This is a genomic window from Streptomyces sp. NPDC005706, assembly GCF_040631045.1.
Taxonomy (GTDB): Bacteria; Actinomycetota; Actinomycetes; order Streptomycetales; family Streptomycetaceae; genus Streptomyces.
Genome location: NZ_JBEXYS010000028.1, coordinates 14,499 through 39,698, shown reverse-complemented (window position 1 = coordinate 39,698; position 25,200 = coordinate 14,499). Strand labels below are relative to the sequence as shown.

The 25,200-nt window shown below is 73.8% G+C and carries 22 protein-coding genes; 14 read left to right on the top strand and 8 right to left on the bottom strand.

The window, feature by feature from the left end:
- Window positions 1–33: 33 nt before the first annotated feature.
- From ABZ478_RS30880 to pcaD, 7 genes are read left to right on the top strand one after another with little or no spacing between them, the layout of a single operon-like run.
- Window positions 34–789 carry a CoA transferase subunit A gene (locus ABZ478_RS30880; RefSeq protein WP_359554364.1) on the top strand — a complete coding sequence of 252 codons (756 nt, stop codon included), beginning with the start codon at window positions 34–36 and terminating at the stop codon, window positions 787–789.
- Entirely contained in the window at window positions 789–1,433 is a 645-nt protein-coding gene (locus ABZ478_RS30875) for a CoA transferase subunit B (protein ID WP_359554361.1), read from the top strand. The genes ABZ478_RS30880 and ABZ478_RS30875 overlap by 1 nt, the downstream gene beginning before the upstream one ends.
- Complete coding sequence (locus ABZ478_RS30870) at window positions 1,430–2,632, top strand: thiolase family protein (RefSeq protein WP_359554359.1); 1,203 nt, start codon at window positions 1,430–1,432, stop codon at window positions 2,630–2,632. The genes ABZ478_RS30875 and ABZ478_RS30870 overlap by 4 nt, the downstream gene beginning before the upstream one ends.
- Window positions 2,633–2,651: 19 nt before the next feature.
- Window positions 2,652–3,425 carry a protocatechuate 3,4-dioxygenase subunit beta gene (gene pcaH / locus ABZ478_RS30865; RefSeq protein ID WP_359554356.1) on the top strand — a complete coding sequence of 258 codons (774 nt, stop codon included), beginning with the start codon at window positions 2,652–2,654 and terminating at the stop codon, window positions 3,423–3,425.
- Between the two features lie 8 nt (window positions 3,426–3,433).
- Entirely contained in the window at window positions 3,434–4,036 is a 603-nt protein-coding gene (gene pcaG / locus ABZ478_RS30860; protein WP_359554354.1) for a protocatechuate 3,4-dioxygenase subunit alpha, read from the top strand.
- Entirely contained in the window at window positions 4,033–5,364 is a 1,332-nt protein-coding gene (gene pcaB, locus ABZ478_RS30855; RefSeq protein WP_359554351.1) for a 3-carboxy-cis,cis-muconate cycloisomerase, read from the top strand. Before pcaG ends, pcaB begins: the two co-directional genes overlap by 4 nt.
- A complete protein-coding gene (gene pcaD, locus ABZ478_RS30850; RefSeq protein ID WP_359554349.1) occupies window positions 5,361–6,482 on the top strand; it encodes a 3-oxoadipate enol-lactonase in 1,122 nt (373 codons plus the stop codon). Before pcaB ends, pcaD begins: the two co-directional genes overlap by 4 nt.
- A 49-nt stretch (window positions 6,483–6,531) precedes the next feature.
- On the opposite strand, the gene ABZ478_RS30845 is transcribed toward pcaD, so the two are convergent.
- Window positions 6,532–9,213 (bottom strand): AAA family ATPase, encoded by a 2,682-nt coding sequence (locus tag ABZ478_RS30845; protein ID WP_359554346.1) that lies wholly within the window; start codon window positions 9,211–9,213, stop codon window positions 6,532–6,534.
- Between the two features lie 256 nt (window positions 9,214–9,469).
- Here ABZ478_RS30845 and ABZ478_RS30840 point away from each other — a divergent pair, with 256 nt between their 5' ends.
- The 3 genes from ABZ478_RS30840 (at window position 9,470) to ABZ478_RS30830 (ending at window position 13,025) form a co-directional block, all read left to right on the top strand.
- The gene (locus tag ABZ478_RS30840) at window positions 9,470–10,714 is read left to right on the top strand and encodes an MFS transporter (RefSeq protein WP_359554486.1); all 1,245 of its coding nucleotides are present in this window, start codon (window positions 9,470–9,472) and stop codon (window positions 10,712–10,714) included.
- 3 nt (window positions 10,715–10,717) lie between these two features.
- Window positions 10,718–11,869, top strand: coding sequence for an anhydro-N-acetylmuramic acid kinase (locus ABZ478_RS30835; RefSeq protein WP_359554343.1), 1,152 nt, complete (start codon window positions 10,718–10,720; stop codon window positions 11,867–11,869).
- A 118-nt stretch (window positions 11,870–11,987) separates the two neighbouring features.
- Window positions 11,988–13,025: a DUF2510 domain-containing protein gene (locus ABZ478_RS30830; RefSeq protein WP_359554341.1), complete on the top strand. Its 1,038-nt coding sequence runs from the start codon at window positions 11,988–11,990 to the stop codon at window positions 13,023–13,025.
- A gap of 118 nt (window positions 13,026–13,143) precedes the next feature.
- Here the strand turns inward: ABZ478_RS30830 and ABZ478_RS30825 are convergent, their stop codons facing one another.
- Complete coding sequence (locus tag ABZ478_RS30825) at window positions 13,144–13,788, bottom strand: TetR/AcrR family transcriptional regulator C-terminal ligand-binding domain-containing protein (RefSeq protein ID WP_359554339.1); 645 nt, start codon at window positions 13,786–13,788, stop codon at window positions 13,144–13,146.
- Between the two features lie 223 nt (window positions 13,789–14,011).
- Here ABZ478_RS30825 and ABZ478_RS30820 point away from each other — a divergent pair, with 223 nt between their 5' ends.
- Together ABZ478_RS30820 and ABZ478_RS30815 are read left to right on the top strand one after the other, a co-directional pair.
- Complete coding sequence (locus tag ABZ478_RS30820; protein WP_359554336.1) at window positions 14,012–14,812, top strand: phosphatase PAP2 family protein; 801 nt, start codon at window positions 14,012–14,014, stop codon at window positions 14,810–14,812.
- Window positions 14,809–15,774 carry a hypothetical protein gene (locus tag ABZ478_RS30815; RefSeq protein ID WP_359554334.1) on the top strand — a complete coding sequence of 322 codons (966 nt, stop codon included), beginning with the start codon at window positions 14,809–14,811 and terminating at the stop codon, window positions 15,772–15,774. Before ABZ478_RS30820 ends, ABZ478_RS30815 begins: the two co-directional genes overlap by 4 nt.
- A 92-nt stretch (window positions 15,775–15,866) precedes the next feature.
- Here the strand turns inward: ABZ478_RS30815 and ABZ478_RS30810 are convergent, their stop codons facing one another.
- The 4 genes from ABZ478_RS30810 to ABZ478_RS30795 all read right to left on the bottom strand — a co-directional run bounded on the left by ABZ478_RS30810 (window position 15,867) and on the right by ABZ478_RS30795 (window position 22,206).
- Complete coding sequence (locus ABZ478_RS30810) at window positions 15,867–16,715, bottom strand: phospholipid scramblase-related protein (protein WP_359554331.1); 849 nt, start codon at window positions 16,713–16,715, stop codon at window positions 15,867–15,869.
- 66 nt (window positions 16,716–16,781) lie between these two features.
- Entirely contained in the window at window positions 16,782–18,830 is a 2,049-nt protein-coding gene (locus ABZ478_RS30805) for a phosphocholine-specific phospholipase C (RefSeq protein ID WP_359554328.1), read from the bottom strand.
- Window positions 18,831–19,031: 201 nt separating this feature from the next.
- Complete coding sequence (locus ABZ478_RS30800) at window positions 19,032–21,209, bottom strand: discoidin domain-containing protein (protein WP_359554326.1); 2,178 nt, start codon at window positions 21,207–21,209, stop codon at window positions 19,032–19,034.
- 325 nt (window positions 21,210–21,534) lie between these two features.
- A complete protein-coding gene (locus ABZ478_RS30795; RefSeq protein WP_359554323.1) occupies window positions 21,535–22,206 on the bottom strand; it encodes a hypothetical protein in 672 nt (223 codons plus the stop codon).
- Between the two features lie 242 nt (window positions 22,207–22,448).
- Between ABZ478_RS30795 and ABZ478_RS30790 the strand changes: the two genes are divergently transcribed.
- Window positions 22,449–23,105 carry a helix-turn-helix transcriptional regulator gene (locus ABZ478_RS30790; protein WP_359554320.1) on the top strand — a complete coding sequence of 219 codons (657 nt, stop codon included), beginning with the start codon at window positions 22,449–22,451 and terminating at the stop codon, window positions 23,103–23,105.
- A gap of 243 nt (window positions 23,106–23,348) precedes the next feature.
- The gene (locus ABZ478_RS30785) at window positions 23,349–23,576 is read left to right on the top strand and encodes a hypothetical protein (RefSeq protein WP_351668166.1); all 228 of its coding nucleotides are present in this window, start codon (window positions 23,349–23,351) and stop codon (window positions 23,574–23,576) included.
- A gap of 26 nt (window positions 23,577–23,602) precedes the next feature.
- Here the strand turns inward: ABZ478_RS30785 and ABZ478_RS30780 are convergent, their stop codons facing one another.
- Together ABZ478_RS30780 and ABZ478_RS30775 are read right to left on the bottom strand one after the other, a co-directional pair.
- The gene (locus ABZ478_RS30780; protein WP_359554317.1) at window positions 23,603–24,283 is read right to left on the bottom strand and encodes a 4'-phosphopantetheinyl transferase superfamily protein; all 681 of its coding nucleotides are present in this window, start codon (window positions 24,281–24,283) and stop codon (window positions 23,603–23,605) included.
- The gene (locus ABZ478_RS30775; protein WP_359554315.1) at window positions 24,231–25,136 is read right to left on the bottom strand and encodes a metallophosphoesterase; all 906 of its coding nucleotides are present in this window, start codon (window positions 25,134–25,136) and stop codon (window positions 24,231–24,233) included. Before ABZ478_RS30775 ends, ABZ478_RS30780 begins: the two co-directional genes overlap by 53 nt.
- Between the last annotated feature and the right edge of the window lie 64 nt (window positions 25,137–25,200).

Below are 25,200 nucleotides of genomic sequence, written 5' to 3'. Positions count from 1 at the left end.
CCTGATTAATTTTGCAGAGATGGGGCTTCACGGATGGACAAGGTGGTCGCCACGGCCGCCGAGGCGGTGGCCGATGTGCCGGACGGCGCGTCCCTCGCGGTCGGCGGTTTCGGGCTGAGCGGTGTACCGAACGTACTGATCCAGGCGCTGTACGAGCGCGGCACGGCCGGGCTGGGCGTCGTCTCGAACAACTGCGGGGCGATGGAGTCCGGCCTCGCGGTGCTGCTGGCGGCCGGCCGGATCGCCCGGGTGACGGGCTCCTACATCGGCGCCAACAAGGAGTTCGCCCGCCAGTACCTGGCCGGTGAGCTGGAGGTCGAGCTGATCCCGCAGGGCACCCTCGCCGAGCGGCTGCGCGCGGGCGGCGCCGGCCTCCCCGCCTTCTACACCCCGGCCGGCGTGGGCACACAGGTGGCCGACGGCGGGCTGCCCTGGCGGTACGACGGCACGGGCGGGGTCGCGCTGGCCTCGCCGCCCAAGGAGGTGCGCGAGTTCGACGGCGTGGAGTACGTGCTGGAGCGCGGCATCCGCACCGACTTCGCGCTGGTGCGCGCCGCCCGGGGCGACCGGCACGGCAACCTCGTCTTCAACAGGTCCGCCCGGAACTTCAACCCGCTGGCCGCGATGGCCGGCCGGGTGACCGTCGCCGAGGTGGAGGAACTGGTGGAGCCCGGGGAGATCGACCCGGACGCGGTGCACGTGCCCGGTGTCTTCGTGCAGCGCGTGCTGGCGCTGACTCCGGAGCAGGCGGCGGACAAGAAGATCGAGCGGCGGACGGTGAGGTCCTGATGGCCTGGAAACGCGAGGAGATGGCCGCCCGCGCGGCCCGCGAGCTGGAGGACGGCCAGTACGTCAACCTCGGCATCGGCCTGCCGACGCTGATCCCCAACCATCTGCCGCCGGGCGTCGAGGTGGTACTGGAGTCGGAGAACGGCATCCTCGGCACCGGCCCGTACCCCGCCGACGACGAGGCCGACCCGGATCTGATCAACGCCGGCAAGGAGACCGTGACGGTTCTGCCGGGCGCCTCCTTCTTCGACTCGGCGCTGTCGTTCGCGATGATCCGCGGCGGGCACATCGACGTGGCCGTGCTGGGCGCGATGCAGGTGTCCGCGGGCGGCGACCTGGCCAACTGGGCGGTCCCGGGCAAGCTGGTCACCGGCATCGGCGGCGCGATGGACCTGGTGCACGGCGCCCGGACGGTCGTCGTCGTCATGACGCACACGGCCAAGGACGGCTCCCCGAAGATCCTCCCGCAGTGCACGCTGCCGCTCACGGGCAAGGCGTGTGTGAACCGGATCATCACCGACCTGGGCGTCCTGGACGTCACCGAGGAGGGCCTGGCCCTCGTGGAGACCGCGCCGGGCGTGAGCGTCGACGACGTGGTCGCCCGCACCGACGCCAAGCTGACCATCGCGGAGAACCTGCTGTGAAGTCCGTCTACATCGTCGACGCCGTCCGCACCCCGATCGGCCGCTACAACGGCGGACTGTCCTCGGTACGCCCGGACGACCTCGCCGCCCACGCCCTGCGTGAACTGCTCGCCCGCACCCCGGCCCTGGACCCGGCGCGCATCGAGGACGTCTACTTCGGCAACGCCAACGGCGCCGGCGAGGAGAACCGCGACGTCGCCCGTATGGCCGCCCTGCTCGCCGGTCTGCCGGTCTCGGTGCCGGGCGTCACGGTCAACCGGCTGTGCGCCTCGGGCCTGGAGGCGGTGATCCAGGCCGCCCGCGCCATCGCGGTGGGCGACGCGTCCATCGCCGTCGCGGGCGGCGTGGAGTCCATGACCCGGGCGCCGTACGTGCTGCCCAAGAACGACCGGGCCTTCCCGGCCGCGCACACGGAGCTGTACTCGACCACGCTCGGCTGGCGCATGGTCAACCCGGCCATGGACCCGCAGTGGACCATCCCGCTCGGCGAGAGCGCCGAGCTGATCGCCGACAAGCACGGGATCGGCCGGGAGCGGCAGGACGAGTTCGCCCTCGCCTCCCACCGCAAGGCCGCCGCCGCCCAGGAGAAGGGCCTGTTCGACGCCGAGCTGACGCCCGTGCCGGTGCCGCGCCACAAGGGCGGCCCGGTCCTCTTCGCCGCCGACGAGAGCGTACGGCCGGACGCCTCCCTCGCCGCGATGGCGAAGCTCAGGCCGTCGTTCCGCACCGAGGCCGGCACGGTGACCGCGGGCAACGCCTCCCCGCTGAACGACGGCGCCGCCGCGCTGCTCCTCGCCGACGAGGAGGGGCTTCGGTCCCTCGGCCGGGAGCCCCTCGCGCGGGTGTCGGCGACCGGAGTGTCCGCGACCGACCCGCGGTACTTCGGTCTCGCCCCCGTCGAGGCCGTCCGGCGCGCCCTCGGCAAGGCGGGCAAGGACTTCGGCGACCTCTCCGTGCTCGAACTGAACGAGGCGTTCGCCGCCCAGGTGCTCGGCTGCCTCGCCGAGTGGCCCGAGTTCGACCCGGCGGTCCTCAACCCCCAGGGCGGGGCGATCGCGCTCGGCCATCCGCTCGGCGCCTCCGGTGCCCGGCTCGCCGGCACCGTCGCCCACCAGCTCGCCCGCCGCGGCTCCGGCACCGGCGTGGCCACCCTCTGCATCGGCGTGGGCCAGGGCCTCGCCCTCGTCCTCGATCGCTAAGGAAACGTCAGGTATCGCGATGACTCTCACCCAGCAGGACATCGACCAGGAGATCGCGGCCGAGCACGCCGCGTACGAGAAGCGGGTCACCGACGGCGCCCCCGTCGAGCACCACCCGCGCCGGGACTACGCGCCCTACCGCTCGTCGGTGCTGCGCCACCCCCGGCAGCCGCTGGTCGCCATCGACACCGCCCAGGACCCGGAGCTGGTGGAACTGCGCTCCCCCGCCTTCGGGGAGCGCGACATCACCGGGATCGACAACGACCTCACCCGGCACCACCGGGGCGAACCGGTCGGCGAGCGCATCACCGTCTCGGGCCGGCTTCTGGACCGGGCCGGCCGGCCGGTGCGCGGCCAGCTCGTGGAGATCTGGCAGGCCAACTCGGCCGGACGGTACGCCCATCAGCGGGAGCAGCACGACGCCCCGCTCGACCCCAACTTCACGGGCTTCGGCCGTACCCTCACCGACGCCGAGGGCCGGTACCACTTCACCACCATCCAGCCCGGCCCGTACCCCTGGCGCAACCACGTCAACGCCTGGCGTCCGGCGCACATCCACTTCTCGGTGTTCGGCGCGGCGTTCACCCAGCGGCTGGTGACGCAGATGTACTTCCCGAACGACCCGCTCTTCCCGTACGACCCGATCCTGCAGTCCGTGACGGACGACGCGGCGCGGCAGCGGCTGGTCGCCACCTACGACCACGGCCTGTCGGTGCCCGAGTTCTCGCTCGGCTACCACTGGGACATCGTGCTGGACGGCCCCGCCGCCACCTGGATCGAGGAAGGACGCTGACCGCAGCCATGACGAAGACCGACACCGGCGGCCCGGAGAACGTGCTGCCCACCCCGTCCCACACGGTCGGCCCCTTCTACGGGTACGCGCTGCCCTTCCGCGGCGGCGAGGACATCGCCCCGCTCGGGCACCCCGACACGGTCACCGTGCACGGATACGTCCTCGACGGCGAGGGCAGGCCGCTGCCCGACGCCCTCGTCGAGCTGTGGGGGCCGCGCCCCGACGGCACCGTCCCCCAGGTGGACGGCTCCATCCGGCGGGACCCGGCGACCGGCGGCCATCTGGGCCGCAACGGCGTGGAGTTCACCGGCTGGGGGCGCATCCAGACCGACGCGGACGGCCACTGGTACGCGCGGACGCTGCGGCCCGGCGCGCGCGGGGACAGCGCGCCGTACCTGAGCGTGTGTGTCTTCGCGCGCGGCCTGCTCGTCCACCTGTTCACCCGGATCTACCTGCCGGGCGACGAGGCGGCGCTGGCCGCCGACCCGCTGCTCGCCCGGGTGGGCGACCGGCGCGACACACTGATCGCCGGGGACGAGGGCGGCGGGACCTACCGTTTCGACATCCGCCTCCAGGGCGAGGGCGAGACGGTCTTCCTGGAGTTCCGGTGACGCCCGGGGACAGCGACACCGGCCTGCTCGCCCCCGGGTGGGCCGGTACCCCCGCCGCCGGCGCGACGAGTGACACGGCCTACCTGCGCGCCCTGCTGGACGCCGAGGCCGCGCTGACCCGTGCCCAGGCCGCGCTCGGTCTGGCACCGGCGGCGGCGGCCGCCGCGGTGTCGGAGGCGGCCGGCTCCGGCCGCTTCGACGTCCGTTCGCTCGCCGAGCGGGCCCGCGGCGGCGGCAACCCGGTCATCCCGCTGGTCGCCGACCTGACGAAGGCGGTGGGTGCGGAGCACGGCCCGTATGTGCACCGGGGCGCCACCAGCCAGGACGTCATGGACACGGCGACGATGCTGGTCGCCGTGCGCACCCTGGACCCGGTCCTGGACGATCTCGGCCGGACCGAGCGGGCGCTCGCCCGCCTCGCCGCCGGCCACCGGGACACGCCGATGCCCGGACGGACCCTCACCCAGCACGCGGTGCCCACGACGTTCGGGCTGAAGGCGGCCGGCTGGCGCTCGCTGGTCCTGGACGCCCGCGACCGCGTGCGCCGGGTCCGGGATTCGCTCCCCGTCCAGCTCGGGGGCGCCGCAGGGACCCTGGCGGCCCTCCGCGTGTACGGCGCCGGGGACGCGGACGCCCTCACCCGGGCCTACGCCCGCGAACTCGGCCTCGCCGCACCGGTGCTGCCCTGGCACACGCTGCGCACCCCCGTCGCCGACCTGGCCGGCTGCCTGGCCTTCACGGCGGGGGCGCTCGGCAAGCTCGCGGTGGACGTGCTGACGTTGTCGCGCACGGAGACCGGCGAGGTGGCCGAGGGCAGCGGCGGCGGCTCGTCGGCCATGCCGCACAAGGCGAATCCGGTGCGCTCGACGCTCGTCGCGGCCGCCGCGCGGCGCGCCCCGCAGCTCGCGGCCACCCTGTACGGCTCGCTCGCCGCCGAGGACGAACGGCCCGCCGGTGCCTGGCACGCCGAGTGGGAGCCGCTGCGCGACCTGCTCCGGCTGGTGGGCGGCGCCGCCGCGCACGCGGCCGGGCTGTCCGAGGAGTTGCGGGTGCACCCCGCCGCGATGCGCCGGAACCTCGGCATCACCCGGGGCCTGATCGTCTCCGAACGGCTCTCCGCCGTCCTGGCCCCCGTCCTGGGCCGGGCCCGGGCGAGGGAACTGCTCACCGAACTGGCGCGCCGCGCGCACGACGAGGACCGTCCGCTGCGTGAACTTCTCGCGGAGCAAGCCGAGTTGAAGGAGGTCGAGCTGGACGACCTCACCGACCCCGCCCGTTACACCGGCTTCGCCGGTGCCCTCACCGATCAGGCCCTGGAGCGTCGTTGACCGTGCAACTCCTCAACCACCTGGACGAAGGACCGGCGTCCGCTCCCCCGCTGCTGCTCGGGCCGTCGCTCGGCACCTCGTACGCCCTGTGGGACGCGGTCGCGCCCGAACTGGCCGCCGGCCACCGTGTGGTCCGCTGGGACCTGCCGGGCCACGGCGGTTCGGCGGCGGACCTGATCGGACCGGGCGCCACCGTCGGCGACCTCGCCGCCCTGGTGCTGGCGCTCGCCGACGCGCTCGGCATCGAACGGTTCGCGTACGCGGGAGTGTCGCTCGGCGGAGCGGTCGGCCTGCATCTGGCCGTGCACCACCCCGAACGGCTCTCCTCGCTCGCGGTCATCTGCTCCTCCGCCCACTTCGGCGGCGCGGCCCCGTGGCGGGAGCGGGCCGAGCGGGTGCGCCGGGAGGGCCTCGAGTGGCTGGTGGAGAGCGCCGACGCACGCTGGTTCACGCCCGGCTTCACCGTGCCCCGGCTGGTGCGGGACCACCGGCAGGCCCATCCCGAGGGGTACGCCGCCTGCTGCGACGCGCTGGCCGCCTTCGACCTGCGCGAGCGGCTCGCCGGGATCACCGTGCCGACGCTGCTCGTCGCGGGCCGGGAGGACCCCGCGACGCCTCCGGCGCATCTGCGGGAGATCGCCGACGCGGTGCCCGGCGCCACGCTCCTGGAGCTTCCGGGCGCCTCCCATCTGGCGCCCGCGCAGGTGCCGAAGGCCGTCGTGGCCGCCCTGCGCACCCAGCTCGGCGGGGCTCCGGCGAGCGGGATGGCGGTGCGCCGGGAGGTGCTGGGCGATGCGCACGTGGACCGGGCGCAGGCCCGGCAGACCCCGTTCACCGCGCGGTTCCAGGACTTCATCTCCCGCTACGCCTGGGGGGAGATCTGGACCGATCCGACGCTGTCCCGCCGCGAACGCAGCATGATCACCCTGACCGCGCTGGTCGCGCACGGCCACTACGACGAGCTGGCCATGCACGTCCGGGCGGCGCGGCGCAACGGGCTGACGCCCGAGGAGATCGGCGCGGTGCTGCTGCAGACCGCCGTGTACTGCGGGGTGCCGGCGGCCAACTCGGCGTTCGCCACGGCCCAGCGGGTGCTGGCCGAGGAGGAGACCCCCTGACGCTCGCGGGCCGGTGGCGGCCCGGGGGAAGTCCCGGCACCCCCGGGTCTCAGCGCAGTCCGCGCCCCGTCTCCAGCACCTCCCGTGCCTGCGCCGCCAGACCGTCCGCCCCGCAGGAACGCGCCAGGGTCAGGCCCCGGTCGAGCTCCGCGACGGAGCGCGTCGCGATGCCGTACTCGACCCGGGCCGCCGCGTGCTCGTACTGGCAGGGCGAGGCCTCCAGATAGGCGACGGCCTGGGCGGCGAGGCGCACCGCGCGCTGGCCGGTCTCCAGGGAGGCGGCCAGACGCAGGGCCTCGCCGATGGCGGTGTCCGTGCCGAACCGCTCGGCCTGCCGGCGGGCGTCCGCGGCGAGCCGGGCGGCGCGCGCCGGGTCCTGCACGGCCAGTGCCCTGGCGAGGTCGAGGGACCAGGGGGCGAGGACCGGGTTGTGGCCGCCGCGGGAGGCGGCGGTCTTCTCGGCGGCCTCCAGTTCGTTGACGCCCTCCTCGGTGCGGCCGACGGCGAGCAGCAGCCGGCCGCGCACGGAGCGGATGTCGGGCAGCACGATGGTGGACGGATAGGGCGGGGCGAAGCCGTACCGCCCGGCGATCGACCAGGCCTCCTCGACATCGCCGCGGGCCAGCAGGGTGTCGACCAGTCCGCAGGTCGCGGACCAGTACAGCGGCAGGCCGCGGCCGACGCGCTCGGCGAGCGCCAGTGCCTCGCGCAGGGCCGCCTCCGCGTCGCGCAGCCGGCCCCGCCGGCGGTAGGCGAGGCCGAGGAAGGCGTTGGCCAGGGAGAGGTGGCCGCCGCGCCAGCCGGCGCCGGTGTAGGCGCGCAGGGCCTCGGAGAAGAGGCTCTCGGCGCGGTCGAGCCGGTCGGCGTAGGCGTACGCGCTGCCGAGCATCATCAGCAGTTCGATGCCCCACTCGCCGTCGGTCCAGCCGAGCCCGGGTGCCAGGCGGCCGTTGACCAGGGCGCGGTCGCAGGACTGGACGACGTCCTCGGCGCTCTCGCCGTGGGTCATCGCGTCGAAGCCGCGCAGGATCAGCAGGGCGCGCTCGGAGTTGTCCCGGCCGGTGCAGGTGGCGGCCAGTTCGGCCAGGCGCCGGGACCGTTCCTGGGAGACGGTCTCGCCGTGGATGCCCTCCCACATGAACTGCACGGCCTGCAGCCGCATCCGGACCGGGGACGCCGGGTGCCGGGCGGCCTCGGCCTCCACCGTACGGACGGCCTCCTCCAGCTCGTTGTTGTGCAGCAGCGCCTGCGAGAGCCGGACGACGGCGTCGACCCGCTGCGTGTCGTCGAGACCGGGCATGGCGAGGGCGCTGCGCAGGTGCTCGACGGTGACGGCGGGCGCGGTCAGCAGGGTGGCCCGGCCCAGTTCGTAGAGCACGTGGGCGTGGACCTCGGGGCGCGGCGGCTCCCGCAGGGCGCGTTCCAGACAGCGGCGGGCCGCGTCCGGCGCGCCGACGGCCAGGTGCTCGCGGGCCGCCTCGCGGAGCTGCTCGACGAGTTCCTCGTCGTCGTCCGGGTGCACCTTCAGCAGGTGCCGGGAGGCCTCCGCGGCGCCGTGTCCGGTCTCGGTGAGGATCTGCGCGGCGACTCCGTGCATCGCGGTGCAGACACCGGCCGGGATGGAGTCGTAGACGGCGGAGGCGATCAGCGGGTGGACGAACTCCAGCTCGCCGTCCCCGGACTCGGTGCCGGTCACGGGGTCGGGCTCGGTGAGGAAGCGGGCGTCGCGCAGCGGTTCGGCACAGCTCCGGGCCTCCTCGGCGCTCATGCCGGCGAGCCGGGCGACGAGGTCGACGGAGATGCCGGTGCCGAGGATGGCCGCCGCCCAGGCGAACCGGGTGGCCTCGATGCCGAGCCCCTTGAGCCGGTCGACGAGGCCGCCGCCGCGGGCGGAGCGGTTCAGGGCGCGCAGTTCGCCGGCCCGGGCCTCGACCGGCTGGACCTCGCTGTCCCGCACCTTGGCGAGGAGTTCGACGGTGTCGTAGGGGTTGCCGCCGGTGACGGCCCAGACCTCGCGGCAGAACGGGTCGTCGGCGTGCCGGCCGACGGTGGCCCGGGTGAGGCCGGCGGTGGCGTCCGGGGTGAGGACGCTGAGGTTGACGGGGCGGGCCGCGGCGGCGGCCACCGCGTCGAGGTGGCGGGCGCTGTCGCCGTTCACCTCGCCCGGGCGGCGGGCGACCACGACCAGCACGGACAGGTCGTCCAGGCGTTCGGCGAACGCGGAGAGCCAGCGCAGGGTCTCCTGGTCGGCCCAGTGCGCGTCGTCGACGAGCAGGACCAGCGGCCACTCGCGGCGGGCGAGCCGGCGCACGGCGGCGACGAGTCCGTCGCACACGTACTGCGGGTCGGCGGTGCCCTCCTGGGGGTCCACTATGCCGAGGGCCGGCCCCGCTATGTCGTACCAGTCGCCGAGGTACTCCCGGGCCTCCCCCGGCAGCAGGGACACCAGCGCGGGCTGCAGCAGTTGCCGGACCACGTTGAACGGGACGGACCTCAGGGTCTCGCCGCCCCGCGCGGACCACACGGTACAGCCGCGGCGTTCGGCCATCCGGCGGGTCTCGGTCAGCAGCGCGGTCTTGCCGAGGCCGGCCTCGCCCCGGAAGACGAGCAGGCTGCCCGCGGACGACCGGTCGGCGCACAGGGCGTCGAGCGCCCGTGTGACCGTGGCGATCTCCGTGTCCCGCTCCCACAGGGGAGCCGAGCCGGTCGCCGACGGCCGTCCCTCCGTCATCCCGTTACCTCCCCGGGTCGCCCGAATGACGTACAGACCCCGAGCGTAGCCGTCCGGTGGGATGTGTGGTGACCGGTCGGGACACGTGTTGCCCCGCCGGGTGAGGAAAGTCGCGGGTGTGCGACGCGCACCCCGCCCGACCGGCCGGTGTTCAGCGGACGGACCGTCAACAGGACTGGCCATGAAGCAGCTTTCCGAAGTACCGGGCGATCACGGGGGTACCGGGTCGCGCGACGGCGCGGCGCCCCGGGTGCCGATGGTGCGGGCGGTGGCGGCGGGGTCGGTGGGCAACCTCGTCGAGTGGTACGAGTTCGGTGTCTACGGCTCCCTGGCCACCGTGCTCGCCGAGCGGTTCTTCACCCCGGCGGGCGGCAGCGCGACCGAGGGGCTGGTGCGGACGTACGCCTCCTTCGCGCTGGCGTTCTTCTTCCGGCCGCTCGGCGCCGCCCTGTTCGGCCGGCTGGGCGACCGGCTGGGGCGGCGGCCGGTGCTGATCGGGGTGATCACACTGATGACGGCCGCCACGACGCTGATCGGTGTGCTGCCGACGTACGCCACGGCGGGCGCCCTGGCACCCTGGCTGCTGACGTTCCTGAGGGTCGTTCAGGGTCTGTCGGCGGGCGGTGAGTTCGGTGGCGCCGTGGCCGTGCTGACGGAGCACGCCCCGCCGGGCCGGCGTGGACTGTACGGCGCGTGGCAGTCGTTCACCGTGGCGCTGGGCCTGCTGGCCGGCACGTCGGTCGCGGCGGCCACGGCCTCGCTGCTCACCGGGGCCCAGCTCGCCGGCTGGGGCTGGCGGTTGCCCTTCCTGCTGTCCATGCCGCTGGGGCTGCTGGCGCTGTGGCTGCGGACCGGTCTCGAGGAGACGCCGGAGTTCCGGAGGCGGGGCGGCGCGCCCGCCGGGGCCGGCGGCGGCGCCCGGGCGGTGCTGCGGACGGTGCTGCTGGGCGCCGGGCAGATCATGGGCTGGGCGGCGGCCGGATACACGTTCCTCGTCGTCCTGCCGTCGTATCTCCAGTCCGCGCTGCACACGGACGTCCGGCAGGCGCTGGTGGCCACCGTGCCGGCGGGCGCCGGGTTCGCCGCCGCGATCCTCCCGGCGGGCCTGCTCAGCGACCGGATCGGGCGGCGGCCGGTGATGCTGACCGGGGCGGTGCTGGTCGTCGTCATGGCGGTGCCCCTGTTCGATCTGCTTCAGGATCCCGGCACCTCCGCCGTGGTCCGGGGCGCGGCCGTCGGCGCGGCGGGCGCGGTGGTGGGCCTGATGGCCGGACCGGGGCCCGCCCTGCTGGCCGAGCTGTTCCCGGCCCGGGTGCGCTGGACCGGTATGGGGCTCGCCCACTCCCTGTCCAACGCGGTGTTCGCCGGGTGCGCGGGGCTGATCATCACGGAGGCGGTGCGGCGTACCGGGAATCCGGACGTGCCCGCCTACTACGCGGCGGCGGCCTGCGCGCTCAGCGTGCCGGCGCTGCTCAGGCGGCCCTCGGGAAAGGCGGGTTGAACGGTGCGGGTGATCGGGCTGATGTCGGGGACGTCGTACGACGCCGTGGACGCGGCGGCGGCGGATCTGCGCCTGGACGGCGACACGCTGATGCTGGAGCCACTGGGAATGGTGAGCGCGCCGTACGACGGGGAACTGCGTGCCGCGCTCGCGGCGGCGCTGCCGCCGTCCGCCGTCCCGCTCGCCGAGGTGTGCCGGCTCGACACCCGGATCGGGCAGGCGTTCGCCGCGGCGGCGGTCCGCGCCGACCGTGAACTCTGCGCCGGCCGCGGCGAACTGGTGGCCTCGCACGGGCAGACCGTCCACCACTGGGTGGACGGGGGCCGGGTGCACGGCACGCTCCAGCTGGGGCAGCCCGCGTGGATCGCGGAGGCGACCGGGCTGCCGGTGGTCGCCGACTTCCGCGCCAGGGACGTGGCCGCCGGGGGGCAGGGCGCGCCCCTGGTGAGCCTGGTCGACCTGCTGTGGCTGCGAGGCAGGCCGGGCAGGCCCGTGGCGCTGAACATCGGCGGCATCGCCAATCTGACCGCGCCCGACGGCACGGCGTTCGACACCGGGCCGGGCTGCGCGCTGCTCGACGCGGCGGCCCGGCACTTCAGCGGCGGGCGGCTGGCCTGCGACACCGACGGCGCGCTGGCCGCGCGGGGCCGGCCGGACGGGGCGCTGCTGGACCGGCTGCTGGCCGAGCCGTACTACGCGCTCGAACCGCCCAAGACGACCGGCAAGGAGCTGTTCCACGCCGGGTATCTGCGGTCGGCCGGGGTGGACGCGCTGGCCGCCGAGGACGCGCTGGCCACGCTCACCTGGCTGACGGCCCGGACGGTGGCGGACGCGGTGCGCCGCGTCGGGGCCGGTGAGGTGGTGGCCTCGGGCGGGGGCACCCGCAACCCGGTGCTCATGTCCGCGCTGCGGGACCGGCTCCCCGGCGTCGCGGTGCGCGGCTCCGACGAGCTGGGCCTGCCCGCCCCCGCGAAGGAGGCGTACGCCTTCGCCGTGCTCGGTTTCCTCACCGCGCACGGCCTGGCCGGCACCGATCCGCGCAGCACCGGCGCCCACCACCCGAGCGTGCTGGGCTCGGTGACACCGGGTCGGGACGGCCTGCGGCTGCCGCCGGCGGCGGGACGCGGGCCGGTGCGGCTGGTGGTGGCCCGGTGACGGCGGCCGGGCCGCAGCCGGGGCCGGACGAGGAAATCTCCGGAGAAATGTCCTGGTGCGCGAAGTTGGCGGCGGATCCTCTCATCCCGCTTTCACCGATGCCTCATACGGTGGGGGCATGACGCAGGTGACTCCTCCCGGGTGGTACCCCGACCCCGGGCAGACGAATGACGGTCCGCCCACCGAACGCTGGTGGGACGGCAAGGCCTGGACGGACCAGACCCGCCCCGCCGGGACGGCCGCCGTGTGGGGTCCGCCGGCGCAGCAGCCGGCGGGCGGCGCGCAGCCGGTTCCCCCGGCGTACCAGCCGTACGGGGCGCAGCCGGGGTATCCGGCGTACTCGCCGTATCCGGCCCAGCCCACGGCCGCGCCCCGGCGCGGGCTGCGCACGGGCATAGCCGTGGGGGCCGCGGCAGCGGTCCTGGTGTGCATCGGGGTCGGGGTGTACGCCCTCGCCAAGGACGACGGTGGCGGTGGCTCCGAGCGCGCGGGTTCGCGGCAGGGGCAGGACGGCCGAACCGGCGGCCCGGACGGTTCCGGCGGCGACGGCGGACCGGGGGGCTCCGGCGGTGACGGCGGGTCGGGCGAGTCGCCCGCGCCAAGGGGCTCCGAGGCGCCCAAGGTCCAGGGCGGCGGCAGCGTGCCAGATCCGGTGAACGGCATCAGCCTGCCGGTGCCGAAGGGCTGGGTCGGGGAGTCGATCGGCGTCGGCGCCCAGGTGACCTCCGGCGACACCTACAAGTGCCCCGGCAGCAGCGCGAAGTCCTGCACCGCGGGCGGCGCCTACACCGCGCCCGCCTCCACCCTCAGGACGAAGGGCGGCACCGCCGAGGAGGTCGCCAGGGCGGACGTCGCGGCCAACGCCAAGCAGTCCTACGGCGGCACCACCTACGGCGGCATCACCTCGCACGAGGTGCTGTCGGCCAAGGCGGTGACGGTGGCCGGGCAGAAGGGCTACGCGGTGCGCTGGAAGGCGGTCACCAGCAAGGGCGCCGACGGTTACGTCGAGTCGGTGGCCTTCCCCTCGCCCAACGACGCCAAGCGGATGGTGGTGGTGCGCTTCGGCGTGGACGTCGGCCAGGACGTGTCGGTCATCGACGAGATCCTCAAGGGCATCAAGGTCTCGTCGGGCGGCGGGAGCGGCCAGGACGTCTGAGGACGCCCGGGGAAAGTGGCCGGCCGGGTGGGGCGCCCCTCCGCTCAAGGGGAGTCCCACCCGGCCGGGGGGTGCGCGCCGCCCCCGTCCCCACGGTGCGGCGCGGTCAGGTCACCGTTCAGTCATCTCGTGAACGGCGGCCTGGGTCTGGTGTCAGTCCGAGCGCGGGCAGCACGGTGGCCTCCACGAAGCGGACGAGGTAGTCGGCGTCGGCGTACTGGCCGCTCAGCACCGGCCGGACGCGCAGCACGCCGAACATCATGGCCGGGACGTACTCCAGCGCGGGATGGCCGGCGGGCACCTCGCCGCGCGCGACGCCCCGCGCCAGCATCTCCTGCAGCTCGGCGATCTCGGGCAGGACCAGGGCCTCGCGCAGCGCCTGCGCCAGTTCGTGGTCGCCCGTGACCGCGTGGCCCAGCGCCTGCATCAGCCGGGTGTCCTTGTTGGACCAGTCGCCCGCGGCCCGCGCGGCCAGGCACAGGTCCTCGGCGAGCGAACCGGTGTCGATGCCGGCGAAGCGCACCTTGCGGTTGGCCCGCAGCGCGGCCGCGACGAACTGGGGTTTGGTCTTCCACTGCCGGTAGAGCGTGGACTTGCTGCACCGGGTGCTGTGGGCGACACCCTCCATGGTCACGGAGTCGTAGCCGCACTCCCGGATCTGCTCCAGCACGGCGTCGAAGAACTCCCGCTCACGCTCGGGCGTGAGCTTGGAGCGGCGCGAGGCGGCGGCCGTGTCCGGTCCGTCTTCGGCCTGCGACGTCATGCGTTGCCTCTCCTCAACTCTGTTCCGGGACGTGGCCCGGGGTTCCGGGACGTGCCCGGGTCTCCAGTGTGTCGCACCTCAATCGATACGCCAGTGTACCGGTACTTGAGCGTATCGGTACACTGGCGTATCGGTACGGAGACGTATCGCTGAAATCCGGGCCCGGAACGCGGGGCCCGGCCCGCACCACCACCCGCACGACCGTCAGCGAAGGGGCCGGGGGATGAACGCCCGAACCGAGCCTGCAGCAGCGGAGCCGGACGCGACAGCGACCGCGCGACCGCCGCTCGCGCGCGAGCTCCTGCTCGTCGCGGGACTCTTCCTCGTCTACAAGCTCGGGCGGCGGCTGGCCGTCGGCCACACCGCGGACGCCTTCCGCAACGCCCATCGCGTCTGGGACCTCGAACGGGCCGTGCGCCTGCCCGACGAGACCTCCGTGCAGTCCGCACTGCTGCACGGCGACCTCCTCGTCCACCTGGCGAACACCTACTACGCGACCGTCCACTTCCCGGCCACGCTGGCGTTCCTGGTCTGGCTGTACGTCAGGCGCCCCGCCCACTACGTCTGGGCGCGGCGGGTGCTGGCGGCGGTGACCGCGGCCGCCCTGGTGCTGCCGTTCACGTTCCCGCTGGCCCCACCGCGGATGCTGACCGGCACCGGCCTGCTGGACACCGCCCGGATGTACGGCCCCTCGGTCTACGGACCGCCGGCCGACGACCACCTCTCCAACCAGTTCGCGGCGATGCCCTCACTGCACTTCGGCTGGGCGCTGATGGTGGCGGTGGGCCTGATGGCGGCCACCCGCTCGCGCCTGCGCCCGCTGTGGCTGCTGCATCCGCTGGTCACCCTGCTGGTGATCGTGGGCACGGCCAACCACTACTGGGTCGACGCGCTGGCGGCGGCCGTCATGCTCGGCGCCGCGCTGGCGGTCGTCCGCGCGCCCCGTCACCCGTCCGGTACGGCCGGGGGCGCCCCGCGGCTGCCCGCCCAGCGCGGGCCGGTCCTGGCGGGAGCAGTCCGATGAGCGCCGCCACCCTGCTCGCCCTCGGGCTGTCGCTGATCTCCGCCGTCGCCTACGCGGCCGCCGCCGTGGCCCAGGAACGGCTCGCCTCCCGCGGCCCCGGCACGGGTCTGGTGCGACTGCTCGGCACCGGCGCGTGGTGGTCGGCGGTCGGCCTGAACGCGGGCGCCGCGCTGCTGCACGTGGTCGCCCTCAAGTACGGGCCGCTGACGGTCGTCCAGCCGCTCGGGGCGCTCACCCTGGTCGCGGCCGTGCCGCTCGGGGCGCGGGCCGCCGGGCGGGGGGTGAGCGCGGTGGAGTGGCGCGGCACCGCGCTCACGCTGCTGGGGCTCGCGGCGGTGCTGGTCAGCGCCTCGGGACCGGCGCCCGAACGGATACTGAGCCTGCCCGAGGCGCTGGCGGTCGCCGGTACCACCGCCACGCTGATCGGTCTGCTCTCCCGGCCCGGCGCCCGGCCGGGCCTGCGGCACGCCACCGCCTCGGGCTTCGCCTCGGGGGTCGCCTCGGCCCTCACCCAGACGGTGACGGTGGCGGCCACGGACCACTCCGGGTCCGGCCCGGGGCTCGAGGTGGTCGTGGTCGCCGTCCTCGTGGCCGCGTTCTCCACCGGCGGCCTGCTGCTGTCCCAGACGGCTTACCGCGGTGGTCTCGGCGCTCCGCTTGCCATGGTCACCCTGGCCAATCCGGTGGCCGCCGCGGTCATCGGGCTGACCCTGCTCGGGCAGGGCCCGCGGGGCGGAACCGGCGGGGTGCTGCTGGCGCTGGCCGGGGCCGGGCTCGCCGCCCGGGGCGTCCTCCTGCTGACCCGGGCGACGCCGGCACCCGGCGGAGCCGGCGGGCCGGACGGGCACGACGACGATCACCCGGTCGCGGCGGTCCTGGCCCTGGAGCCGGGCACGGCGGCGGCGGAACCGGCGCTGGTCCCCCGGCAGCCGGAGCAGCCGGGACATCTCACCGCGCTCTGAACGGCGAACGGCGGCGGCCGGTGCCCGCGGGTCCTGCCGCGCGCACCGGCCACCGCCGTTCGCTCCGTCGGGCCGTGGCCCGGCGTGACCGGTCAGCCCCAGCCCCGCGAGTCCTGCTTGAGGGCGGTGTCGACGGTCAGGGCCGTCGCCACGACGAGGCTCAGCAGCGGCTCGGGCAGCTGGTAGTGGATCTGCAGGACGTAGTTGTCCGCGGTCGTGAACAGCGTCTTGGCGAGGCCTTCCCAGGTCTTGGTGATCCGGGCGACCTCGTTGTCCGCGTGGTCGACGATGGCGAAGTTCCAGGCCCGCCAGTTCTCCGCCTTGATCGCGCCGACCTGCTGGCCGTTCGCGTTCATCGCGAAGTTGATCTTGCCGATCATGTTCTTCTGGACGATCTCGCCGACCGGCGAGCCGTCCGGGCGCGTCACGATGACCCGGGACTTGAAGAACTTCGCGGGCCGGGTCAGCACGAGCTGCGGCTGGCCGTAGGCGTCGCGGATCTCCAGCTTGTGCGTCATGAACTGGTCGAGGCTGGACACGAAGCGCAGGATCTTCTTCAGCGCGCTCTGGCCGACCTCGGTGACCGCGCCGATCTCACGGCCGCTCTGGTCCATGACCTTGTACTCGTTGGTCAGCTCGATCAGCTTGGCCTTCTGGTTCACCACCAGGACCGGCTCGGTGAAGAGAGTGCCGCCGCCGGGACCGCCGGCCGCGACGCCCGCCTGCTTCTGCACCTGGCGCTGCACCTTGGCGTCGCCGGCCTGCTGCTGCGGGATGTGGGCGGCAGGCTGCTGCGGAGCGGCCGGCGGAGCCTGACCGGCGCCCTGCTGCGCCGGATTGGTGTGCTCGGTCCACTGGGTGCCGTCCCAGTAGCGGAGCGTCTGGGCCGCCCCGTGCGGATCGGGGTACCAGCCTGCAGGCGTGTTCGATTGCGTGGTCACCGGGGCACACTACCCTGATATGACCGGTACCTGACCAGTCCGCCCGGAGCGGTGTTCATCGCCCGCTCACTCCGTGACGATGGCCGGATCGCTGACGCCGGGTCGCCCGTTCTCGACATGACCGGCGAAGCCGCGCAGGAACGCCGGGTCGGCGTCCGTGGTGACCGTGAGGTCGTACCAGCGCCGGCTGGACGCGAGCCGGACGGTCCGCCGTACGGTGGCTCCGGCCCGCACGGTCACCGTCACCGGGTCGCCGCCGTAGCCGTTGACGAGCTTCAGCCGTGCCGTGCCGGAGCCCCGGTTGGTGAAGGTGAGCTCCACGTCGTCGCCGGTGTGCCGGGCCGTGACCTCCGGCCCGGCCGTGCCGTTGCGGCCCCTGAACAGGCGCCAGAAGCCGTTCGGGCCGTGCACGGCGAGGTCGTAGGAGCCGCCCGAGTACGCCGAGTTCCAGGTGTCGGAGAGCGTCTTGCCGGCCTCGGTGGTGTACGTCCAGGGGCCGTCGCCGCGGTTGCCCGAGGTGACGAGGAACGCGGCTCCCGCGTGCGCGCCGGAGGCGAAGGCGAGGGTGAACCTGCCGGCCGCCGTGTCCGCCGAACCGTCGACCGCCGGGGCGTACCTGAGCGGACGGGTGGGGCGGCTGCCGCGCTCCTGCCGGGGCAGCGCGGGTGTGGCGGGCGGGCTGGGCACGTAGTCGGGGTGGCGGTCGTGGTCCGGCGGCCGGTAACCGGCCGTGGACGGCAGCGCCACCGGCGCGGTGTCCTTGCGGGAGAAGTCGAAGGCGGAGGTCAGGTCGCCGCATATGGCGCGGCGCCAGGGCGAGATGTTCGGCTCCTGGACGCCGAAGCGGTTCTCGATGAACCGGATGATCGAGGTGTGGTCGAGGGTCTCGGAGCAGACGTAACCGCCCTTGCTCCAGGGGGAGACGACCAGCATCGGCACCCGCTGGCCGAGTCCGTAGGGGCCCGCGGCGTGGCCGGCGTCGCCCTTGAACAGGTCGGGTGCGGGGTCCACGGTCGACCGGCCCCGGTCGGCGGAGGCCGGCGGGAAGGGCGGGATCACATGGTCGAAGAAGCCGTCGTTCTCGTCGTAGGTGATGAACAGCGCCGTCTTCGCCCATACCTCCGGGTCGGCGGTCAGCGCGTCCAGCACCTGGGAGACGTACCAGGCGCCGTAGTTGGCGGGCCAGTTGGGGTGCTCGGTGAAGGCCTCGGGGGCGACGATCCAGGAGACCTGCGGCAGCTTCCCGGTGGTGACGTCGGCGCGGAGCCGGTCGAAGAAGCCCTCGCCCTTGCGCGCGTCGGTGCCGGTGCGTGCCTTGTCGTAGAGCGGACTGCCGGGTTCGGCGCTCCGGTACTGGTTGAAGTAGAGCAGGGAGTTGTCGCCGTAGTTGCCGCGGTAGGCGTCTTCGATCCAGCCCCAGCCGCCGTGCGCGTCCAGCCCGTCGCCGACGTCCTGGTAGATCCGCCAGGAGACCCCGGCCCGCTCCAGGCGCTCGGGGTACGTCGTCCAGCCGTAGCCCGCCTCGTCGTTGCCGAGGACCGGGCCGCCGCCCTTGCCGTCGTTACCGGTGTACCCCGTCCACATGTAGTAGCGGTTGGGGTCGGTGGAGCCGATGAACGAGCAGTGGTAGGCGTCGCAGACGGTGAAGGCGTCGGCGAGCGCGTAGTGGAACGGGATGTCGTCGCGCGTCAGGTAGGCCATCGTCGTCGGGGACTTGGCGGGCACCCACATGTCGTACTTGCCGCCGGCGAACGCGGTGTGGCCGTCGTTCCAGCCGTGCGGGAGGTCCTGGATGAACGCGAGGCCCAGGTCGTCCGCGTCCGGGTGGAAGGGGAGGATGTCCTTCGTGCCGTCGGACTGCTTCCAGACGGACCTGCCGTTCTGGGTGACCGGGCGGGGGTCGCCGAAGCCCCGGACACCTCTGAGCTTGCCGAAGTAGTGGTCGAACGAGCGGTTCTCCTGCATCAGGACGACGATGTGCTCGACGTCCCGGACCGAACCCGTGCGGTGGTGGGCGGGCAGTGCGGCCGCCCGCTGGATGCTGCCGGACAGCGCGGTGAACGCCGTCGTGGCGCCCGCGAGTTGCAGGAAGCGGCGCCGGTTGACCTCGGACATGGGTGAACGTCCTCTCATCCTGACGTAGAAGCTGCCGTCAGATGACGGAAGCTGCGCGAAGCGAGTGTTCCAAGAGCAGCAAACGTCAGGGAAGTATCTGATGGCACCCGTGTGAAACCCGGCGGTCCGCCGGGTGCCGCCGGCCGCGGCGGGCGGCCGGCGGCTCCGGAAGCGCCTCAAGGGCGTCTCCGGGCACGGGGATCAGTTCGCGAGGTACGCCTCCACCTCGCTGAACTGCCCGGCCGGCCAGCCGGTGTTGGCGCTGACGGAGAGCCGGAGGTAGCGCAGGTTCGTACCGCTCGGCAGCGAGACGGTGGCCGTGTTGCCGGTGGCCGGGTCGAAGCGGTAACCCTGCGCGCCGACGACCGTGGAGTAGGCGGAGCCGTCGGTGCTGCCGAGCACCGTGACGGTCTGGGTGCGGGCGCCCCAGGCGGCGGACGGGGGCAGCTTCAGCACCACGCGGCGCACCGCGCTGGAGGAGCCGAGGTCGACCGTCAGGGCCTGCGGGAAGGCGTTGTCGGCCGACTCCCAGTAGGTGCCCGGGTCGCCGTCTACAGCCTTGCCGGGCGTGTAGACGTCCTGCGAGCCCGTCGCGGTCGCCGGACGGCCCTTGGCGAGGTTGCGGTTCGGGTCGGGGGCGGGGTTGCCCTGGCCGGGCTGGGGCCAGGTGGAGCAGTCCGCCCAGGTGCCGGCCCAGCCGGAGTTGCCGCCGCCGTCGGTGAGTGTGAAGGCACCGGAGCTCGCCGGGTACGGGCAGTTGTAGACGCCGGCGGAACCGACCTGGGTGGCGGTGACGTCGCGGAAGGATGCCGCGCCCGGCGTCTCGGCCTGGACCACGACCGTGCCGGTGTTGCGCACGGTCGCACCGGTCACGTTGACGCCCCGCACCTGCCGGCCCTGTCCGCCGCCGGAGACGAACTCGAAGGCGCTGTACGGGCTGTCGGTGATCGTGGTGTCGGTGATGTTCACCGTCGCGTCGATCGCGCTGTCGTAGGAGTCGACCCGCAGCGCGCCCATCGGGTGGTTCCAGTTCGGGTTCAGCGCGCCGGTGCGCACCAGGGTGTTGCCGTCGACCGTGATGGTGCCGGCCAGCGGGGAGAAGGGGTCGAGGAACTCCTGGTTGGAGATCGCGATGCCGCTGCCCAGGGCGTTGGTGTCGGAGATCAGGTTGCCGCGCACCGTGAGGTCGGTGCCGCCGTAGATGGCGATGCCGTTGGCGAGGTTGGGCTGCGAGATGGTGTTGTTCTCGAAGCTGGAGCCGGTGTCCGGGGAGTTCAGCGACCACATGGCGAGGGCGTCGTCGCCCTGGTTGCGCAGGAAGTTGTTGCGGACCCGGACGCCCTTGGCGCTGCCGTTGAGGTTGAGGCCGTCGGCGGTGGTGTCGAGGACGCGGTTGTTCTCCACCACCAGGTTGTCGTTGTTGCCGGTCAGCCACAGCCCGACCTTGAGGTGCTGGAGCCACATGCCGGAGACGGACGAGTCCGGGCCGAGGGAGCCGTTGACGAAGTTGTCCGGGCTGGAGTCGACGCGCTCGGTGACCTCGCCGACGACCGCGAAGTCCTTGATGTGGACACCGCCCGAGGAGCCGGTCTGGTCGATGAAGCGGGAGGTGTGCACGACCGAGTGCCAGCTGCCCGCGCCCCGCAGGGTGACGTTCTGCACCCCGTTGAGGGAGGAGGTGAGCCGGTAGTCGCCCGGCGGGATCCACACCACCCCGCCCCGGGCCGCGGCGATGGCGTCGCGGAAGGCCTGGGTGGAGTCGCCGCTCCCACCGGGGTCGGCACCCTTGGAGACGACGGACACCGAGCCGGCGGGCTGGGCGGCGGCCGCCGCGACCTGCTCGAAGTCGGCGACGTCCACGGTGACCTGGGTGCCGGCCGCCTCGAAGGCGATCCTGTCGCCGGCCTGGACGTCCCGGCCCAGCAGCATCCGGGCGTTGTCGTAGAAGTGGTGGGTCCTGGAACCCGTGATCCAGCCGGTGTCGACGTAGGAGTACTTGGCGGTGACCGGGAGCGTCCGGGCGAGCCTGGTGCCGTTGACGTAGACGTTCAGCGAGCCGGACCGGCCCTCCGGGACGCTGTAGGCGACGTTCACCGCGTTGGCGGCGCGCGGCACGGTGAACTCCACGCGCTGTCCCGCGGCGAGCCGTACTGCCTGCCGGCCGGAGGCCTCCGAGGCGAGGCTGCCCTGGGTGTGGTCGGGGCCGATTCTCGTGCCGGTGGTGCTCGCCGACTCCGCCTCGACGGAGGTGAAGGGGAGCGTGGCGCCGGAGGCGGCGTGCGCGGCGGGCGCCAGGGTGACGAGCATGCCGGCGGCGAGGGCGACGGCCGCCCCGATCGCTGGCATGCGCCTGACATGTGCGGCGGTGGTGCGGTACATGTGCCGGTCCCTTCGTGGTGGGGGTCGGGGGACAGCAGGAGAGTGCGCCTGCGGGGCGCCGCACACTCAAGCACCGACGACATTCGTCCACAAGATGTCGCGCAGAACATGTAATTCTTTGACAGCAACATGGATAGTCGAAACGGCAAGCAGGAGAAGGTCCGAGAAGGGGGGCTTCGCATGCGTGTTGCCGCAAGAACAGCGCAAGCCACGCAAACGGATTGCGTGGCTTGCGTACGGAGCGCCTCGGGCGCGTTGGCGTGAGGGGGACCGCGGAGCTTCCTGGCCCGGTCCCGTCGGCGACCTGAACGCCGACGGAACCGGGTCAGTCCATGGGGGCCGGAACGACCGTCAGATGCGTTCCGGCGCCGCGCGTCCGGCGCTGACGGCGCGCGGCGCCGGCCGGGCGGCGGGTGTCGCGCAGCACCATCGTCAGACGGGTGCAGCCGATCTCCTCCAGCGTGCGAGGCGTCTCGTCGACGATCCGGCACTCGGTGGGACCCCTGCGCGGGTCGGGGTGGTGCAGCAGGCGTACGGCGCCGTCGATCCGGGTCGCGGCCTCGCCGACGGCGCGGATCCAGTGCGGCAGGCCCTGCCGGTAGGCGGCCTCCATGATCGGGTCCTGACCGATGTCCCGGCGGATGGCCTGGAGTTCGTGGTCGTGGCCCGAGCGGTCCATCGCGGCCTTCAGATGGGCGAGCATCGGGAGGCACCAGCCCTGCTCGTGCTCACCGAGGATGCCGCCGGCTTCGGGGTGGAACAGCACGAAACGCAGGAAGTTGTCGCCGGGCATGGCGGTCGGGTGCGGACGCACGCCGCCGAACAGGTTCCCGTAGGCGCCGTTGGCCAGCAGGACGTTCCAGCGGTGGTCGACGACCAGGGACGGGAAGGGGACGGCCTCCACCAGCGCGGCGTAGTCCTGGAGGTACGCCTGGACCTCGCGGCCCTCGGGGACGGGTCGCGGCGCCGGCCACTGCCCTCCTGCCTGATGTGCCATCGGGAGGTCACCCCTCTTGCCTCTGCCGGCCTTCGCGCGGCGATGCGATCCTGCTGCCCGGACAAGAGCCGTGTCAACTATCGTGGCATTTCATGCCGGTCGACGGCTGAAATTCGCCACAGTTGTGGCGAGACCTGGATGCGGGTTCGAAGCACCCGCTACTCTCCGGGAAGTTCACAACACCCGCTCGCGACATGCGCGGAACGCACCTGAGGCCTTCGAGAGACGTAGGAGTTCTGTCGGTGACGGATGGCTACGAGGATCCGGGCGCCACCGAGACCGCACAGCTGTCGGCCGTCGCCGCCCGCGTCACCGCGCTCGCCGACCGGCTCGGCGTGCCGCACACCGAGGTCTTCGACGTGGGGCGGCTCTCGGTCGCCTGCGGCGTTCCGGAGCCGGTGGTCAAAGCCCTGCTCAGCGGCCGCCCCGCGGGCGAACCGGACGTCCAGGCACGTTTCCTGCAGCGCCTGGACCTGCTGCGCCGCACCCGGCTGAAGCCGCACGGCCGCAAGTACACCCAGCAGGAGATCGCGGACGGCGCGGGCATGTCCCGGCAGCAGGCGGGCGCGCTGATCAACGGCGACCGGCGGCCGACCATGGAGCACTGTGACGCGCTCCAGCGGTTCTTCCGGGTGCACGCCGGCTTCCTCACCGCGGAGGACGCCGAGGCGCTGGCGGGTGCCCTGCAGCGCACCGAGCAGGACCTGCTGCAGAGGCTCGCCGACCGGGAGCGGGCCGCCGCCGAACTCGCGGAGGACCCGCTGGAGCGGCTGCTGCAGGACCACGGGGTCCGCGGGATCGCCTGGCGCGCCGCGCAACTGCCCACCGACCAGCACCGGGACAAGGTCGCCGAGTGGCTCGACATGCTCCTGGAGAGCGTCCAGCGGCCCGAGGCGTAGACAGTCCCCCGGATCGCGCGGACGTGGCCGGCCCACCGGTCCCGCGCGCGTCCGCCGGCACCTCCGCGACCGCCAAGTGCCATGTCCGCGGGGGGGTATCGCGTCCGCTGAGCGGGCGAACCCGGGTCCGCTCGCGCCGCGTTGTCAGTGGTGGGCGGCAAGCTGGAGTGGTGCGCCGTACGACGCGGCGCACGGCGCCGCAGCGCGCGTGATCCGTGACGCCGAACCGGGGAGAGCCGACCGATGACCACCGCTGTACTGACCGACCGTGAGCGCACCGCCGTCCAGGCCTATCTGCGGCTTCTGCACACCGTGCGCGCGGCCTTCGACGGGCCGCCGGACGGCCCCCGGCCCGTCCTGGTGCCGCCCGCCGTGCTCGCCGAGGCGGACGGGGCGCTGGCGCGGGCCGGGCTCGCGGGCAACGAGGAGGAGTTCTTCGGGCTGCTGTCCCACTGGTGCCCGCAGGAGTGAGATCCGGTCCCGGGTGGCCGTTCCGCTCAGTGGTGCGGGACGGTCACCGCCGACAGCACCAGCCCGTCCCGGACGAGCCAGCTCCCCTCGAACGCGCCCACACGGACGCCGCCGACCAGCGGGCCGGGGACGAGCAGCCGGGCGTGGAAGCCGCCGCGTGTGTCCTGGCCGGGGGCGGCGGTGAGTTCGATGTCGGCCTCGGAGAAGTCGAGCCAGGCGCGGGTGAGGGGGAACCAGGCCTTGTAGACGGACTCCTTGGCGCTGAACAGCAGCCGGTCGAAGTGCACGGCGGGCCGGGCGGCGGACAGCGCGCGGTGCCGGTCCTGCTCGGCGGGGAGCGCGATGGTGCCGAAGACGCCGTCCGGAAGCGGTGCGTGCGGTTCGGCGTCGATGCCGAGGGAGGCCAGGTCGGCGGCGCGCACGAGCGCGGCGGCGCGGTAGCCGTCGCAGTGGGTCATGCTGCCGGCCAGCCCGTCCGGCCACACGGGGGCGCCGCGCTCACCGGTCAGCACGTGCTGGGGCGGGACGCCGAGCTTCTCCATCGCGCGCCGGGCGCAGACCCGCGCCGCCGTGAACTCCCGGCGGCGCTTGCTCACCGCCCGCGCGACGAGCGGGCGCTCCTGCGGGTACAGCAGGGCCTCGTCGGTGTCCTGGTCACCGTGCGACTCCACGGCCACCACCGACTCCGGGAGCAGCTCCTCGATCACCGGGTCCGACCTCCATCGGCAGTACGGGGCGCGGCTGCCCCGGGGGCACCGGGCGCTTGCGCCATTCGCGGGGGTATCCCACGGACACCTCTTCGAAGCGGACTCCCTCGTGCCAGGTGGTCCGCGGGATGTGCAGATGGCCGTAGACCATCGTCTCGACCCGGAACCGGTGGTGCCAGTCGGCGGTGAGGGTGGTGCCGCACCACATGGCGAACTCGGGGTACCACAGCACGTCCGTCGGGTGCCGGTCGAGCGGGTAGTGCGCGGCCAGGACGGTCGGCAGGTCCGCGGGCAGCTCGGCGAGTCTGCGCTCGGTCTCGGCGACGCGGGCGCGGCACCAGTCCTCGCGGGTCGGGTAGGGGTCGGGGTGCAGCAGGTACTCGTCGTTGCAGACGATGCCGGTGCTGTGCGCGTAGGCCAGGCCGTCGGTCTTGGTGGCGCAGCCGTCCGGCAGGAAGGAGTAGTCGTACAGCAGGAACAGCGGGGCGACGGCGACCGGGCCGCCGGGGCCGCGCCACACCGGGTACGGGTCCTCGGGTGTGAGCACGCCCAGTTCCCGGCACACGGCGACGAGGTGCTCGTAGCGGGCGACACCACGCAGGGTGACGGTGTCCTTCGGGTGGGTCCACAGCTCGTGGTTGCCGGGTGCCCACAGGACCTTGGCGAAGCGGTCCGCGAGGGTGCCGAGCGCCCAGCGGATGTCCTCGACGGTCTCGGCGACGTCCCCGGCCACGATCAGCCAGTCGCCGTCCGTGGTGGGGCGCATCCGCTCCACGAGCGCGCGGTTCTCCGGATACGAGATGTGCAGGTCGCTGATGGCCAGCAGCTGTCCGGCCCCGGCCGTCGACTCCACCCCGTGCCCCTTCCGATCATGCCAAGGGCACCACCAGAACACATCCACGAGGCCGGGGCAAGGG

What these genes read in the sequence shown, in the direction of transcription:
- ABZ478_RS30880 (WP_359554364.1), top strand. Translation starts at nt 34, where the DNA reads ATGGACAAGGTGGTCGCCACGGCCGCCGAGGCGGTGGCCGATGTGCCG.
- ABZ478_RS30875 (WP_359554361.1), top strand. Translation starts at nt 789, where the DNA reads ATGGCCTGGAAACGCGAGGAGATGGCCGCCCGCGCGGCCCGCGAGCTG.
- pcaH (WP_359554356.1), top strand. Translation starts at nt 2,652, where the DNA reads ATGACTCTCACCCAGCAGGACATCGACCAGGAGATCGCGGCCGAGCAC.
- pcaG (WP_359554354.1), top strand. Translation starts at nt 3,434, where the DNA reads ATGACGAAGACCGACACCGGCGGCCCGGAGAACGTGCTGCCCACCCCG.
- ABZ478_RS30845 (WP_359554346.1), bottom strand. Translation starts at nt 9,213, where the DNA reads ATGACGGAGGGACGGCCGTCGGCGACCGGCTCGGCTCCCCTGTGGGAG.
- ABZ478_RS30840 (WP_359554486.1), top strand. Translation starts at nt 9,470, where the DNA reads ATGGTGCGGGCGGTGGCGGCGGGGTCGGTGGGCAACCTCGTCGAGTGG.
- ABZ478_RS30830 (WP_359554341.1), top strand. Translation starts at nt 11,988, where the DNA reads ATGACGCAGGTGACTCCTCCCGGGTGGTACCCCGACCCCGGGCAGACG.
- ABZ478_RS30825 (WP_359554339.1), bottom strand. Translation starts at nt 13,788, where the DNA reads ATGACGTCGCAGGCCGAAGACGGACCGGACACGGCCGCCGCCTCGCGC.
- ABZ478_RS30820 (WP_359554336.1), top strand. Translation starts at nt 14,012, where the DNA reads ATGAACGCCCGAACCGAGCCTGCAGCAGCGGAGCCGGACGCGACAGCG.
- ABZ478_RS30815 (WP_359554334.1), top strand. Translation starts at nt 14,809, where the DNA reads ATGAGCGCCGCCACCCTGCTCGCCCTCGGGCTGTCGCTGATCTCCGCC.
- ABZ478_RS30805 (WP_359554328.1), bottom strand. Translation starts at nt 18,830, where the DNA reads ATGTCCGAGGTCAACCGGCGCCGCTTCCTGCAACTCGCGGGCGCCACG.
- ABZ478_RS30800 (WP_359554326.1), bottom strand. Translation starts at nt 21,209, where the DNA reads ATGTACCGCACCACCGCCGCACATGTCAGGCGCATGCCAGCGATCGGG.
- ABZ478_RS30795 (WP_359554323.1), bottom strand. Translation starts at nt 22,206, where the DNA reads ATGGCACATCAGGCAGGAGGGCAGTGGCCGGCGCCGCGACCCGTCCCC.
- ABZ478_RS30785 (WP_351668166.1), top strand. Translation starts at nt 23,349, where the DNA reads ATGACCACCGCTGTACTGACCGACCGTGAGCGCACCGCCGTCCAGGCC.